The sequence below is a fragment of the Streptomyces sp. NPDC006265 genome, assembly GCF_040613555.1.
Taxonomy (GTDB): Bacteria; Actinomycetota; Actinomycetes; order Streptomycetales; family Streptomycetaceae; genus Streptomyces.
In genome coordinates, this window is the sequence record NZ_JBEXSH010000140.1 from 1 (window position 1) to 13903 (window position 13903).

Sequence of the window (13903 nt, forward strand, 5' to 3'; positions counted from 1 at the left end):
GACCAATGTGTCGTCAAGGTTCCGCGCACGAGAAAGGGCCGCACCCCCGGTGGGGTACGGCCCTGGTGTCTCTGCGGGGTCAGCGGACCTCGGTGATCTCCGGTCCGCGCTGGAGCTGGCCCATTCCGCCGGCGAAACGGGAGCCCTCTTCCTGCTGGACACCCTCGGGGACCATCTGGGCATCGTTCGGCAGCTTCAGGACGATGGGGTCGCGGGGCGCCATCGGGCCCTCGCCGCGGACCACGACGGTGTCCCGGAAGATCTGCTCGAGCAGCCCGGCGGCCTGCGGCTGCACCGCGCCCTGGCCCGAGATGACCCCGCGCAGGAACCAGCGGGGGCCGTCCACACCGACGAACCGCACGACCTGGAAGCCGCCGGTGCCGTCCGGCAGCTGTACGGGCACCTGGGCACGCAGCTCCCAGCCCAGCGGCCCCTCGACCTCGTCGACGATGCCGCCCTGCTGGGTGATGCCGGTACCGATCTCCTCGCGCACCTCGCCCCAGATGCCCTCGCGCTTGGGGGCGGCGAAGCCCTGGAGCTGGATGGCGCTGTCGCGCAGCACGACCGTGGCCGCGACGATCGCGTCGCCCGCGACCTCGACCCTGAGCTCCATGCCGTCGACGCCGGGCACGAACAGGCCGCCCAGGTCGACCCGGCCTTCGCCCGGGTCACGGACCTCCGAGTCGTCCCAGGGCCCGTCGGGGCGCGGCGCGGGCTCCAGCCTCAGGCGCTCGCGCTCTGCGTCCGCCTCAGTGTCGACACCGTCGACGACCTGCTCGGCCTCGCCGGCCGCGTCCTCGGCGGCATCCCTCTTCTTGCGACGTCCGAACACGTCACTGTCCTTCCCGGTCGGATACGACCGAAGCGTATCGATTCCCACCCGTCTGACCGCCCACGGCGGCCTGACCGCTTGTGCCGCTCGTCCCGTCCACCGCCGCGTGGCCTCCGGTGGAGCCGAAGCCCCCCTCGGCCCGCGTCGAGTCGGGAAGTTTTGCCACCTCTTGGAAGCGAACCTTCTCGACCTGCTGGACCACCAGTTGGGCAATCCGGTCGAAGCGCTCGAACCGCACGGCCTCGCGCGGGTCGAGATTCACCACGATCACCTTGATCTCCCCACGGTACCCGGCATCCACCGTCCCCGGGGCATTCACCAGGGCGACGCCGCAGCGGGCGGCCAGACCGGATCGCGGGTGCACGAAGGCCGCGTACCCCTCCGGCAGGGCCACAGACACTCCCGTGGGCAGCACGGCCCGTTCGCCCGGCTCCAGTTGGCACGCCTCGGTGGTGCGCAGATCGGCCCCGGCGTCACCGGGCTGCGCGTACGACGGAAGCGGTACGTCCGGATCGACGCGCCGGATCAGCACGTCCAGCGGAGGCCGACTCGCGGGGCTCATGGGGGTCATGGGGCTTTCCGGGCTCACGGGGCTGGTGGCACTGTCGGGCCGCATGGGACTGGTGGCGTTCACGGGTCCGGTCGGGCTCACGGGTTCACCTCGAAGGCACGGGCGCGCCGAACCCGGTCCGGGTCGCTCATGGCGGCCTGGATCTCCTCCTGGCGGCCGTGGTCGACGAAGTGGTCGACCTTCACCTCGATGAAGAGCGCGTCCGCGCGCACCGCGACGGGCCCGTCGGGACCGCCGACGCGTCCGGTCGCGGTGGAGTAGATCTTCCGCCCGGCGACCGCCGTCACCTCCGCCTCCAGGAACAGCGTGGTGCCGACGGGCACGGGCCGTACGAAGTCGGTCTCCAGCCGCCCGGTCACCGCGATCGTGCGCAGCAGCCAGTTCAGCGAGCCGAGGGTCTCGTCCAGGGCGGAGGTCAGCACGCCACCGTGCGCGAGGCCCGGGGCGCCCTGGTGGGCACCCTGCACGGTGAACTCGGCGGTGAGCGACACGCCCTCGCCGGCCCGTGCCTCCAGGTGCAGTCCGTGCGGCTGCTCGCCACCGCAGCCGAAACACTGGCCGTAGTGCGCGCCGAGGAGCTCACCGGGCGCGGGTGCGTCCGGGTGTCGCACCGGTTGCACGGCGTCGGCCGGAGGCTGAAGAGCTGCGGAAGTACGACTCACAGCCGGAGACCTTACCCGCGCGTCGGCCCCTTCCGGACACCGTGTCAAGCTTGGCCCATGCAGCTCTCCGCCGCCCCGTACGAAGAACGCCTCACCGCCCCGCGGACCTGGTGGCTGATCTCGTTCCTCGTGGGCGTCTCGATGGCATTGATCCTGCTCCCCTTCGGCACGCTGCCGATGCTCGGCGGCCTCGCCGGGGGCACCGCGGTCGCGGCCGTCGCCGCGAGCTCCTACGGCTCGGTCCGCATTCGCGTGGTCGGCGACTCCCTGATCGCGGGCGAGGCGAAGATCCCGCTGGCGGCACTGGGCGAGGCGGAGGTGCTGGACGCGGAGGAGGCCCGCGCCTGGCGCACCTACAAGGCCGATCCGCGCGCCTTCCTCCTGCTGCGCGCGTACATCCCCACGGCTCTACGTGTGGAGGTCACGGACCCACAGGACCCGACGCCGTACCTGTACCTGTCCACGCGCGAGCCGGAGCGGCTGGCTGAAGCGCTGCGGACGGGGAAGCCGGCGTAGCACACCTGCGCGGGGCATCACCCGGCCACTGTGCGACGGCCGTCTCAGCGCCCGTCGCCGTGCTGCCCACCGTGTCCGCCGTCGGGCCGGCCCTCGTAGCGGCCCAGGGGATCTCTGGTGATCTCGCCCATCTCCAGGGCGTCCGCCGGACGCTCCAGGGTGGGGAGCGCCTCCAGCGCCTCCCAGGGCACCTGGATCTTGCGCAGGTCGCGGCGGATCCGGCCGGCGAGCCTTCTCGTCTCGCCCCGGTTCATGACCGCCCCCACGGCGGCTCCCACCATGAACGGCATCAGATTCGGCATGTTGCGGACCGTGCGCTTCATGATCCGCTGCCGCAGTTCGCGCTTCATGCGGCTGTTCAGAGCCGTGCTCAGTGTCGACGGCTTGGTCGCGTCGATGCCGCGCTCCCCCGACCACGAGTCGAGGTACGCGGTGCTGCGGTGCTTGAGGTTGCCGGGCGGCCGTACGCCGTAGACCTCGTGGAGTTCGGCGATCATCTTCAGCTCGATCGCCGCGACGCCGGTGACCTCGGCGGCCAGTTCCGTCGGCATCGCCGGGGGCACGGGGAGCATCGCGGCCGCGCCGACACCCGCTCCGACCGTCGCCGTCGCCTTCGCGGCGCCCGCCACGAGCTTGTCCGCGAGCTCCTCGGGACCGAGGCCCGGGAACTGTCTGCGCAGCGTCGCCAGGTCCCGTACAGGGACGCGCGGGGCCAGTTCGATGATCCGGTCGGCGAGGTAGGCGAGTCCGGCCCGGGCCCGGTCGCCGCCCTTGCGGGCGCCTTCCCTGGCCCGCTCCCGGATCGCCCCCGCCCGCCGTCTCGCGACGGCTGCGGGGACGTCCACGGACGCCGGGAGGTCACCCCGGCCTGCCGCTTCGAGCGAGGCCGCCGCCGTACCGGTGGAGCCTCGCTCGTCGTCACGCGCGCCGTACTGCGGGCCGTCCGTCGGCCCTTCGTCCGCTTTCCGCTTGGAGAAGCGGCGCTTCCAGGGAGGGGTCGAGCCAGTCACGGCCGACCCGTCCTCAGTCGCAGTCGCGGCAGATCGGCTGACCGTTCTTCTCCCGAGCCAGCTGGCTGCGGTGGTGAACCAGGAAGCAGCTCATGCAGGTGAACTCGTCCTGCTGCTTCGGGAGCACCCGGACGGCCAGCTCCTCGTTCGAGAGGTCGGCTCCGGGCAGCTCGAGGCCCTCTGCGGCTTCGAACTCGTCGACGTCCACGGCGGAGGCCGACTTGTCGTTCCTCCGAGCCTTCAGCTCTTCAAGGCTGTCCGAGTCGACGTCGTCGTCGGTCTTGCGTGGAGTGTCGTAATCGGTTGCCATGGTCGCTCTCCCCCTCTGGGTGTCTGCGGTGTCTCCAGCGCACTAACGCGTGAGAGGCCGGACTTGTGCCCGACCTGAGGCGGAGATTTTGCCTCACATCAAGGTCTGTTACTCAATCGACACCCAACCGGACTCCTGACGAGTGATCGGCTTGGATGGCGATGGGGACCGTACACGGTCCGAATGCTGCGCGCCAAAGGCGTCTCACCGTGTACTTCCCGTGATCAAGACCCCCGAAAACCCGGATTTTCCCGGCTTTTCGTCAGCGCGCATGATCACGGAGAGTAGATGGCCGGAAAGGCGTTCCTGTGATCGATCACACACGGTGCACGCGCGGTGCAGCCTCAGAAATTCCGCGCAAAGCGAACATCCCCGTATGCCGCCGAGTTGATCGGCGACATGATCTCAGATCGGCAGCGTGACGCGCATGACGAGTCCACCTCCCTCACGCGGCTGGGCGTAGATGTGCCCGCCGTGCGCCCGGGCCACGGACCGGACGATGGAGAGCCCGAGCCCGACGCCCTTGTCGCTGCCCGTCCGCTCCGTGCGCAGCCGCCGGAACGGCTCGAAGAGGTTGTCGATCTCGTACGCCGGCACGACCGGGCCTGTGTTGGACACCACCAGGACCGCCTGGCCGTGCTGGACGTCGGTGGTGACCTCGACCCAGCCGTCCTCGGCGATGTTGTAGCGCACGGCGTTCTGCACCAGGTTGAGCGCGATCCGCTCCAGCAGCACGCCGTTGCCCTGGACGACTGCGGGCTTCTGTTCGCCCCGGATCAGCACGCCCTTGCTCTCGGCCTCGCCGTGCACCTGGTCGACGGCCTGCTCGGCGACCTCGGCGAGGTCCACCGGTCCGCGCTCGACGATCTGGTTGTCGCTGCGGGCGAGCAGCAGCAGTCCCTCGACGAGTTGCTCGCTGCGCTCGTTGGTGGCCAGCAGCGTCTTGCCGAGTTGCTGGAGCTCCATGGGCGCGTTCGGGTCGGACAGGTGCACCTCGAGGAGCGTGCGGTTGATCGCCAGCGGCGTTCTCAGCTCGTGCGAGGCGTTGCCGACGAAACGCTGCTGGGCGGTGAAGGCGCGCTGCAGCCGCTCCAGCATGTCGTCGAAGGTGTCGGCCAGCTCCTTCAGCTCGTCGTCCGGGCCGTCCAGCTCGATCCGGCGGGAGAGGTCCGAGCCCGCCACCGCGCGGGCGGTGCGGGTGATCCGGCCCAGCGGGGAGAGCACGCGCCCGGCCATGGCGTAGCCGAAGGCGAAGGCGATGACCGCCAGGCCCAGCAGCGCCAGCAGCGAGCGGCTGAGCAGGCTGTCGAGTGCGACATGACGCTGGTCGTCGATGCACTTGCTGATCGCCGCGTTGAATTCGGCGAGCGTCGGACTGGCGGAGTTGACGGCAGGGCAGCGATCACTGGCCACCTTGATCTCCGTGCCACCGATAATCTTGAAGAGCGGCTCGTTCCCGGTGTTGAGCGCCTGCGCGGCCAGCAGGTAGATGATCGACAGCAGCAGGATGCCGGCGATCAGGAACATGCCGCCGTAGAGCAGCGTGAGCCTTATGCGGATGGTCGGGCGCAGCCACGGGAACGGCGGTACGGGCCTTCTGGGGTCCCAGGTGGGCTTGGGGGGCGCCTGCGGGGGCGCGGGAGTCGCTGCCACGGGTATCAGATCCGGTATCCGGAGCCGGGGACAGTGACGATCACCGGCGGCTCGCCCAGCTTGCGGCGCAGGGTCATGACCGTCACGCGCACGACGTTCGTGAACGGGTCGGTGTTCTCGTCCCAGGCCTTCTCCAGGAGCTGCTCCGCGGAGACCACGGCGCCCTCGCTGCGCATCAGCACCTCCAGGACCGCGAACTCCTTGGGGGCGAGCTGGACCTCCTTGCCGTCGCGGAAGACCTCGCGGCGGTTGGGGTCGAGCTTGATCCCGGCCCGCTCCAGGACGGGCGGCAGGGGCACGCTGGTGCGGCGGCCGAGGGCGCGTACGCGCGCGATGAGCTCACTGAACGCGAACGGCTTGGGCAGGTAGTCGTCGGCACCGATCTCCAGTCCCTCGACCCGGTCGCTGACGTCGCCGGAGGCCGTCAGCATCAGCACCCGCGTCGGCATGCCCAGTTCGACGATCTTGCGGCAGACGTCGTCGCCGTGCACGAGCGGGAGGTCGCGGTCGAGGACGACCACGTCGTAGTCGTTGACGCCGATGCGCTCCAGGGCGGCCGCACCGTCGTACACGACGTCGACGGCCATGGCCTCCCGGCGCAGTCCGGTGGCCACCGCATCGGCGAGCAGTTGCTCGTCCTCGACGACTAGTACACGCACGTCCCTAGTCCTTCTTCCTCATGTCCGGCCGTGCAGCTTTGGGGCGTGCGCGGGTAGGGGGTTGGGGGGTGTTGGCTACCATCTTGCCCCTTTCAGCCATAAGCCGACCGTAAGGCGGAAGCCACCCGATCACGCCCCAGCCCAGAGCGATCACGCGGCGACCTTCCGTGATAACTTGTGTTCGATGCGTAACCACATCGAGGGGGTAATGTGCGCAAGTATGCAATCCGTGCATCTTTGACTGCTGCGGCAGCTCTGGCTTCGCTCGGCATCTTCGCAGCACAGCCGGCCAACGCCGCCGAGGTATGCGGTGCAGGCACGAGCGGTGCTCTCGTCTGCTTCTACGCCGACGGCGACATCATCAAGGTCAAGGACACCGTGGCGGACGGCCACCGTGCGGTCGCCAACTGGTACACCAACTACGGCCGGTCGGGCACCTGCGAGAACACGTCGGGTAAGGGCACCTGGGTGACCTGCAACTACGACCTCAGAGAAGACGGACACATCACGTACCGAGCCGAGGTGCGCGAGGGCAAGACCCTCATCCGCAAGTCGGCGTGGGTCACGAGCTCCATCGCAGGCTGCCCCTCGGGGATGGTCTGCTCCGGCTGACCAAGGCTGGCCGGACACTCACAGCGGTACTGAAAGCACATCATGACGAGGCGGCGCCTGAGGGCGCCGCTTCTCCAATGTCGCAGAGACTTATGAGCGTACGACCCCTCGCAAGGCCCCGATGAGAGCCCACCTTCCGCGGGCTGACGGAATTTCCCTCCGAGTCGAGGTTTCCGCTCAGCGAACCCTGGGGAGGACGGCTTTACATCCCACGATCACGCTCTGCTGGCGCCGCACCACCATGCGGTGCGCATCAATCCGCTTTTCCGCAGGGCGGGCGTGGGTGTCCGGCACCGTCGCCGCCCGGCCGAGCGGCGCTGGGCATCCACATACGGCGTGATCGTCCCTTCCGAACGGCACACCCCCGTGCCATCGACCCACGACCCAGGACGAGGGGGCGCAGCATGGACGCATTCACCGCAGGACTTCTGCAGCGCATAAGGGCGACCGAGTCCGATCTGTCCCGGGCTCGCGACGAGGGCGACGAGTTCCTCGTCGATGTGGAGCAGGGCGAGCTCGACGACCTGCGCCGACTCGCTGCCGAGCACGGTGTGGTGGTCAGCGCGACGAGCGTCTGATCAGGCAGTACGAAGCGAGCCCCGGCGAATCCAGCGCCGGGGCCCGCTTCATCTCAGTCGTGCCAGGCGCCGAAATCCTCCAGGAGGCGCTGGAGGGGCTCGAAGACGCCGGGGGTACCCGCCACCGCCAGGTCGCCCGACGGGCGCTCTCCGGGGCGTCCACCGGTCAGCGCGCCCGCCTCCCGGGCGATGAGGTCCCCCGCGGCGAGGTCCCAGGGGTGCAGACCACGCTCGTAGTAGCCGTCGAGGCGGCCCGCGGCCACGTCGCACAGGTCGACAGCGGCCGAGCCTGCGCGCCGGATGTCGCGCAGCAACGGGATCAGCCGCTGGGCCACATCCGCCTGGTGGGCGCGGACGTCGGCGACGTAGTTGAAGCCCGTCGAGACCAGCGCGTGGTCCAGCGGCGGCGCGGGTCGGCAGGCCAGGCTGCGCTCGCCGTCCCAGGCACCGGTGGCCCAGGCGCCCCGGCCTCGCACGGCGTGGAAGGTCTCGCCGCGCACCGGGGCCGCGACGACTCCGACGACGGTCTCGCCGTCCTGCTCGGCGGCGATGGAGACGGCCCAGGTGGGCAGCCCGTACAGGTAGTTCACCGTGCCGTCGAGCGGGTCGATCACCCAGCGGACACCGCTCGTGCCCTCCGTGGCGGCGCCTTCCTCGCCGAGGAAGCCGTCGTCCGGGCGGCGCTCGGCGATCAGGCCCGTGATCAGCTTTTCCGCCGCGATGTCCATCTCGGTGACGACGTCGATGGGGCTGGACTTGGTCGCGGCGACCGCGAGGTCGGCCGGACGCCCGTCCCGCAGCAGCGCGCCGGCGCGGCGGGCGGCCTCCTGGGCGAGTTCGAGCAGGTCCGTGTGCAGGGGGTGGGTCACGGGGCTCCTCACACGTAGGTGCTGTCGGCGCCCGCGGCGACGGGCCGGGGGGCGCGGGCCGGGCAGCAGCCGACCGGGCAGACGTTGTGGCTCGCCCCGAGGGCGCCGAGGGCGCACGGCGTGACGTCCTGCCCGCGCTCGACGGCGGCGCGCTCCGCGACGAGCTCACGGATCGCGGCGGCGAACCTCGGATCGGCACCCACGGTGGCCGAGCGTCGCATCGGCAGCCCGAGTTCCTCGGCCCGGGCCTTTGCCTCGGTGTCGAGGTCGTAGAGGACCTCCATGTGGTCGGAGACGAAGCCGATGGGGGCGATGACGACGGCCGGGGCACCGGCCGCGTGCCGCTCATCGAGGTGGTCGCAGATGTCGGGCTCCAGCCACGGGATGTGCGGGGCACCGGAGCGGGACTGGTAGACGAGCTGCCAGGGGTGGTCGACGCCGGTGCGCTCCCGCACGGCGTCGGCGATCTGCTGCGCCACGTCCAGGTGCTGCTTCACGTACGCGCCGCCGTCGCCGTGCTCCTCGACGGGGCCGGAGGTGTCGGCGGAGGCCGTCGGGATCGAGTGCGTCGAGAAGGCGAGGTGCGCCCCGTCCCGGACGTCCTCGGGAAGCTCGGCGAGGGACCGGAGCACTCCGTCGATCATGGGCTCCAGGAAGCCCGGGTGGTTGAAGTAGTGCCGCAGCTTGTCGACCTTCGGCAGCTCCAGGCCTTCCGCCTCCAGGGCCGCGAGCGCGTCGGCGAGGTTCTCACGGTACTGGCGGCAGCCCGAGTACGAGGCGTAGGCGCTGGTGGCGAGGACCAGGATGCGACGGCGGCCGTCGCGGACCATCTCGCGCAGCGTGTCCGTCAGGTACGGCGCCCAGTTGCGGTTGCCCCAGTAGACCGGCAGGTCCAGGCCGTGCTCGGCGAAGTCCTTGCGCAGGGCGTCCAGCAGGGCGCGGTTCTGGTCGTTGATCGGGCTGACCCCGCCGAAGAGGAAGTAGTGCTGCCCGACTTCCTTGAGGCGTTCCTTGGGGATGCCGCGCCCACGCGTCACGTTCTCCAGGAACGGAACCACGTCGTCCGGGCCTTCCGGGCCGCCGAACGAGAGCAGGAGCAGGGCGTCGTAGGGGCTGACATCGCGCGCGTCTGGCATGAGTCGATCCTGCCACCCTGCACTGACAGCCGGGAAACGGCGGGGTGACACCCGCGTGGCAGGCAGGGCCTGCGGGCGTCGCGGGGCTGCTCCGAACGGGTGCGCGAGGGCATCCTGGGCCGTAAGCTGTGTCGACTGCGTTCGCAGCTTACTGAGCCCTCGGAGACCCCGTGCCCAGCCCCTACCGCGCCCTGTTCGCAGCCCCCGGCTCCAAGGGTTTCTCCGCTGCGGGCTTCCTCGGTCGGATCCCGGTGTCGATGATGGGCATCGGCGTGATCACGATGATCTCCCAGCTCACCGGGAGGTACGGCCTGGCCGGCGCCCTGTCGGCCACCGTCGCGCTGTCCGCCGCGGTGGCCGGACCGCAGGTCTCGCGGCTCGTCGACCAGTACGGACAGCGGCGCGCGCTGCGCCCGGCCACGCTGATCTCACTGACCGCGGCGGCCCTGCTGCTGGGTGCGGCGCACTACGGGTGGCCGGACTGGGTGCTGTTCGTGGCGTGCGTGGGCATCGGCTGCGTGCCGAGCGTCGGCGCGATGATCCGGGCCCGCTGGGCGGCCCTGTACCGGGGGACGCCGCAGTTGCACACCGCGTACTCCTTCGAGTCCGTGGTGGACGAGGTGTGCTTCATCTTCGGGCCGATCATCTCCATCGGCCTGTCCACGGTCTGGTTCCCGGAGGCCGGTCCGCTGCTCGCCGCCTGCTTCCTGGCCGTCGGCGTGTTCTCGCTGACCTCGCAGCGCGCCACCGAACCCGAGCCCCACCCGCGTGAGCGGAAGGGCGGCGGCAGCGCGATGCGCGCGCCGGGGCTCCAGGTCCTGGTGGCCACCTTCGTCGCCACCGGGGCGATCTTCGGGGCCGTCGACGTGGTCACCGTGGCCTTCGCCGACGAGCAGGGGCACAAGGCCGCGGCGAGCATCGTCCTCGCGGTGTACGCGGCGGGTTCCTGTGTGGCGGGCATGGTCTTCGGGCTGCTGCACTTCGCCGGGGCACCGGAACGACGGTGGCTGCTGGGCGTATGTGCCATGGCCGTGAGTATGATCCCCCTCCTACTGGTCGGAAACTTGCCGTTTCTGGCCGTGGCGCTGTTCGTTGCGGGTCTGTCCATCGCTCCGACGATGATCACGACGATGTCCCTCATCGAAGAGCACGTACCACGCGCGCAGCTCACCGAAGGCATGACCTGGGTGAGCACGGGGCTCACGGCGGGAGTCGCACTGGGCTCCTCCACGGCCGGCTGGGTGATCGACGCGGCCGGGGCGCGTGCCGGGTACGGGGTTCCGGCGGTGGCCGGGACCGTCGCGGTCGCGGTGGGTTTCCTCGGGTTCCGCCGGCTCAAGCGACCGGCACCGGGTCGGGGAGGCTCCGTTGAGCAGCACAGCGAACGGAAAGAACGCCACGTGGCGTAACTGGGGCGGCAACGTCTCGGCACGCCCCGCGCGGGAGGTCGCCCCTGCCTCCGTCGACGAGCTGGCCGCCGCGGTGCGGCGGGCCTCCGAGGACGGACTGACGGTGAAGGCCGTCGGTGCCGGGCACTCCTTCACGTCCATAGCCGCGACCGACGGCGTGTTGATCCGCCCTCACCTGTTGACGGGGATCCGCGGCATCGACCGCGAGAACATGACGGTCACGGTGGAGGCCGGCACCCCGCTCAAGAGGCTCAACGTGGCTCTCGCGCGCGAGGGACTGTCGCTCACCAACATGGGCGACATCATGGAGCAGACGGTGTCCGGGGCCACCAGCACCGGCACGCACGGCACGGGCCGCGACTCGGGCTCGATCGCCGCGCAGATCAAGGGCCTGGAGCTGGTCACCGCGGACGGCTCGGTGCTGAGCTGTTCCGAGAAGGAGAACCCGGACGTCTTCGCCGCCGCCCGCATCGGCCTCGGCGCCCTGGGCATCGTCACCGCGATCACCTTCGCCGTCGAGCCGGTCTTCCTGCTCACGGCCCGCGAGGAGCCGATGCCGTTCGACAAGGTCCTCTCCGACTTCGAGGAACTCTGGGCCGAGAACGAGCACTTCGAGTTCTACTGGTTCCCGCACACCGGCAGCACCAACACCAAGCGCAACAACCGCAGCGCGGGCCCCGAGAAGCCCGTGCCGCAGCTGAAAAGCTGGATCGAGGACGAGTTCCTCTCCAACGGCGTCTTCCAGGTGGCCAACTGGGTCGGCCGCGCGGTGCCCGCCACGATCCCCGCCATCGCCCAGATCTCCAGCAAGGCCCTGTCCGCCCGGACCTACACGGACATCCCTTACAAGGTCTTCACGTCTCCGCGCCGGGTGCGCTTCGTGGAGATGGAGTACGCGGTTCCGCGCGCGGCCGTCGTCGAGGCGCTGCGCGAGCTGAAGGAGATGGTCGACCGCTCCGGCCTCAGGGTCAGCTTCCCCGTCGAGGTGCGCACCGCCCCGGCCGACGACATCGCGCTGTCCACCGCCTCCGGCCGGGACAGCGCGTACATCGCCGTCCACATGTTCCAGGGCACGCCCTTCCAGCGGTACTTCACGGCCGCCGAGCGCATCTTCACCGCCCATGAGGGCCGTCCGCACTGGGGCAAGATCCACACTCGGGACGCCGAGTACTTCTCCCGGGTGTATCCGCGCTTCGGCGAGTTCACGGCGCTGCGGGATCGTCTCGATCCTGATCGGCGGTTCCAGAACGACTACCTGCGGAGGGTTCTGGGGGCGTAGGGGTCGCACCGGGGTGGTGCCCCCGGCGTCCTCGCTCCCGGTGGCGCTCGGAGTCGGGGTCGGGCCGGGAGTCGTACGGCCGCTCCCGCTCGTGGAGGGCGAGGGGTTGTCGCCCTGCGATGTCCCGCTGCCGGAGGGGTCAGTTGGAGGTGCGTCGTCCTCGGTTCCGGGGTCGTCGGCGGTGCTTGAGCCGGACCCGCCCGACCCGCGCGAGTCACCGAGTCCGTCAAGGAGGCGCCGCCGCGGGAGAGGGCGTCGCCGACCGTCGTGCTGTGCCCGCCGCTGAGGTTGTGGCCCGACACCAGCTCGTAGGTGGTGATTCCGGCCATCGTCATGCCGACACGTTCAGGTCGATCCGCTTGGGCCCCTCCGTCCCGTGCTCGCTCGACTCGTCGACACCATCGGGCCTTCCACGCATCCTCGTACCTTGTCTGCCTTTCCCGTACACGGTCGTTCAACTGCACAAGAAGGGGACGTGCGACCGAAACCCTTACTTCCGATTCTGGTGATTACGTGAAGTTCCCCACGTTCAAGATCACGGATCGAGGGCAAGGGGCGACCAAGTCCCTCCTCTTGCGAGAAGTTGGGCGGCGCGCCAATCCACGCACGTGGCCCGAATGGAGTACTGTTGCGAGCCCTGGGTCCGGTCTCCCGTAAGGGCGTCAGGGCCTTTAAGGACCGCCGGGAGGGGGCTAGTTGCACAGGGTGACAGAGTTCGTCACTTAGCGTTGCGAATAGGTAACCGTGCCATAACGGCGATCCAGGGCCCGCGCCCGACACGCCGGGCAACTCGGCAAGGTTGTGGCAGGCTGCACCCGGGCAGGCCACACTCGACTAGCGGAAGCAGCGACGCACGTGACGTCGGCAGGCACCACCCGGGAGGTCCCCATGCCCGAACTGCGTGTCGTGGCCGTCTCGAATGACGGCACACGGCTGGTGCTGAAGGCTGCCGACTCTACGGAGTACACGCTCCCGATCGACGAACGCCTGCGCGCCGCCGTGCGCGGCGACCGTCCCCGTCTCGGCCAGATCGAGATCGAAGTCGAAAGCCACCTCCGCCCCCGCGACATCCAGGCGCGTATACGAGCCGGCGCGACCGCGGAAGAAGTCGCGCAGATGGCCGGCATCCCCGTCGACCGGGTACGCCGCTTCGAGGGCCCCGTGCTCGCCGAGCGTGCCTTCATGGCCGAGCGGGCCCGCAAGACCCCGGTCCGCCGCCCCGGCGAGAACTCCGGTCCGCCGCTGGGCGAGGCCGTGCAGGAGCGGCTGCTGCTGCGCGGCGCCGACAAGGACACCGTCCAGTGGGACTCGTGGCGTCGCGACGACGGCACGTGGGAAGTCCTGCTGGTCTACCGCGTCGCGGGGGAACCGCATGCGGCGAGCTGGACGTACGACCCGCCCCGGCGGCTCGTCCAGGCCGTCGACGACGAGGCGCGCTCCCTGATCGGCGAGTCCGACGACCTGGCCGCGCCCGAGCCCAGCTTCCCCTTCGTCCCCCGGATCGCCCGGCTGCCGCGCGACAGACCCTTGGACCGCCCCGAGCGGCCCAGCCTGCCCGCGCAGGCGTCCGAACCGATCGAGGAGACCACAGGCGAGCGCGACTCGCTGACCAGCCTCCTCGAGGCGGTGCCGAGCTTCCGCGGCGACCTGGTCGTTCCGGAACTCCCCCCGGCGGAGCCCGAAGAGGAGCCCGCCGTCGCCGAGGTCGAGGAGGAGGAGCCCCCGGCCCCCGCGGCCTCGGCCGGTTCCGCCTACGCGGACGTCCTCATGCCGCGATCAGTGGGGAGCCCCCCCGACCCGCTGATAG

At 70.4% G+C, this 13903-nt stretch carries 15 protein-coding genes; 6 read left to right on the forward strand and 9 right to left on the reverse strand.

All coding sequences use genetic code 11. The features are described 5' to 3' along the window. Positions 1 to 79: 79 nt before the first annotated feature. From ABZ281_RS14350 to ABZ281_RS14360, 3 genes are all read right to left on the reverse strand, one after another. Positions 80 to 832: a DUF3710 domain-containing protein gene (locus ABZ281_RS14350; protein ID WP_184908273.1), complete on the reverse strand. Its 753-nt coding sequence runs from the start codon at positions 830 to 832 to the stop codon at positions 80 to 82. 1 nt (position 833) lies between these two features. After that, positions 834 to 1394 (reverse strand): dUTP diphosphatase, encoded by a 561-nt coding sequence (dut, locus tag ABZ281_RS14355; RefSeq protein WP_356655372.1) that lies wholly within the window; start codon positions 1392 to 1394, stop codon positions 834 to 836. An 86-nt stretch (positions 1395 to 1480) separates the two neighbouring features. Continuing rightward, positions 1481 to 2065 carry a PaaI family thioesterase gene (locus ABZ281_RS14360; RefSeq protein ID WP_356655374.1) on the reverse strand — a complete coding sequence of 195 codons (585 nt, stop codon included), beginning with the start codon at positions 2063 to 2065 and terminating at the stop codon, positions 1481 to 1483. 57 nt (positions 2066 to 2122) lie between these two features. On the opposite strand from ABZ281_RS14360, the gene ABZ281_RS14365 reads away from it, so the two are divergent. Continuing rightward, positions 2123 to 2581 carry a DUF3093 domain-containing protein gene (locus ABZ281_RS14365; protein WP_356655376.1) on the forward strand — a complete coding sequence of 153 codons (459 nt, stop codon included), beginning with the start codon at positions 2123 to 2125 and terminating at the stop codon, positions 2579 to 2581. Between the two features lie 44 nt (positions 2582 to 2625). On the opposite strand, the gene ABZ281_RS14370 is transcribed toward ABZ281_RS14365, so the two are convergent. The 4 genes from ABZ281_RS14370 to ABZ281_RS14385 all read right to left on the reverse strand — a co-directional run bounded on the left by ABZ281_RS14370 (position 2626) and on the right by ABZ281_RS14385 (position 6213). Further along, positions 2626 to 3591: a hypothetical protein gene (locus ABZ281_RS14370; protein WP_356655378.1), complete on the reverse strand. Its 966-nt coding sequence runs from the start codon at positions 3589 to 3591 to the stop codon at positions 2626 to 2628. A gap of 13 nt (positions 3592 to 3604) precedes the next feature. After that, positions 3605 to 3901 carry a DUF4193 domain-containing protein gene (locus ABZ281_RS14375; RefSeq protein WP_003993510.1) on the reverse strand — a complete coding sequence of 99 codons (297 nt, stop codon included), beginning with the start codon at positions 3899 to 3901 and terminating at the stop codon, positions 3605 to 3607. Between the two features lie 405 nt (positions 3902 to 4306). After that, positions 4307 to 5554, reverse strand: a complete 1248-nt coding sequence (locus ABZ281_RS14380) for a HAMP domain-containing sensor histidine kinase (protein WP_356655380.1) — start codon at positions 5552 to 5554, stop codon at positions 4307 to 4309. 5 nt (positions 5555 to 5559) lie between these two features. After that, on the reverse strand, positions 5560 to 6213 hold the full coding sequence (locus ABZ281_RS14385; RefSeq protein ID WP_003993508.1) for a response regulator transcription factor: 654 nt from the start codon (positions 6211 to 6213) through the stop codon (positions 5560 to 5562). 237 nt (positions 6214 to 6450) lie between these two features. Here ABZ281_RS14385 and ABZ281_RS14390 point away from each other — a divergent pair, with 237 nt between their 5' ends. Both ABZ281_RS14390 and ABZ281_RS14395 read left to right on the forward strand, forming a co-directional pair. Continuing rightward, entirely contained in the window at positions 6451 to 6825 is a 375-nt protein-coding gene (locus tag ABZ281_RS14390) for a hypothetical protein (protein WP_356655382.1), read from the forward strand. A gap of 404 nt (positions 6826 to 7229) precedes the next feature. Next, a complete protein-coding gene (locus tag ABZ281_RS14395; RefSeq protein WP_179878997.1) occupies positions 7230 to 7403 on the forward strand; it encodes a hypothetical protein in 174 nt (57 codons plus the stop codon). A 53-nt stretch (positions 7404 to 7456) separates the two neighbouring features. Here ABZ281_RS14395 and ABZ281_RS14400 read toward each other — a convergent pair whose 3' ends face one another. Next, positions 7457 to 8272 (reverse strand): inositol monophosphatase family protein, encoded by an 816-nt coding sequence (locus ABZ281_RS14400; RefSeq protein ID WP_356655384.1) that lies wholly within the window; start codon positions 8270 to 8272, stop codon positions 7457 to 7459. An 8-nt stretch (positions 8273 to 8280) separates the two neighbouring features. Continuing rightward, positions 8281 to 9408, reverse strand: coding sequence for a ferrochelatase (locus tag ABZ281_RS14405; protein ID WP_356655386.1), 1128 nt, complete (start codon positions 9406 to 9408; stop codon positions 8281 to 8283). A gap of 170 nt (positions 9409 to 9578) precedes the next feature. Here ABZ281_RS14405 and ABZ281_RS14410 point away from each other — a divergent pair, with 170 nt between their 5' ends. The 3 genes from ABZ281_RS14410 to sepH all read left to right on the forward strand — a co-directional run. After that, on the forward strand, positions 9579 to 10817 hold the full coding sequence (locus ABZ281_RS14410) for an MFS transporter (RefSeq protein WP_356655388.1): 1239 nt from the start codon (positions 9579 to 9581) through the stop codon (positions 10815 to 10817). Continuing rightward, complete coding sequence (locus tag ABZ281_RS14415) at positions 10777 to 12096, forward strand: D-arabinono-1,4-lactone oxidase (RefSeq protein WP_356655390.1); 1320 nt, start codon at positions 10777 to 10779, stop codon at positions 12094 to 12096. Before ABZ281_RS14410 ends, ABZ281_RS14415 begins: the two co-directional genes overlap by 41 nt. 888 nt (positions 12097 to 12984) lie before the next feature. Then, positions 12985 to 13903, forward strand: a 919-nt coding sequence (sepH, locus tag ABZ281_RS14420) for a septation protein SepH (protein ID WP_356655392.1), incomplete at its 3' end; no start/stop codon positions are given.

Coding starts and splice junctions, on each gene's coding strand:
- dut (WP_356655372.1), bottom strand. CDS start 1,394: ATGAGCCCCGCGAGTCGGCCTCCGCTGGACGTGCTGATCCGGCGCGTC.
- ABZ281_RS14365 (WP_356655376.1), top strand. CDS start 2,123: ATGCAGCTCTCCGCCGCCCCGTACGAAGAACGCCTCACCGCCCCGCGG.
- ABZ281_RS14375 (WP_003993510.1), bottom strand. CDS start 3,901: ATGGCAACCGATTACGACACTCCACGCAAGACCGACGACGACGTCGAC.
- ABZ281_RS14395 (WP_179878997.1), top strand. CDS start 7,230: ATGGACGCATTCACCGCAGGACTTCTGCAGCGCATAAGGGCGACCGAG.
- ABZ281_RS14405 (WP_356655386.1), bottom strand. CDS start 9,408: ATGCCAGACGCGCGCGATGTCAGCCCCTACGACGCCCTGCTCCTGCTC.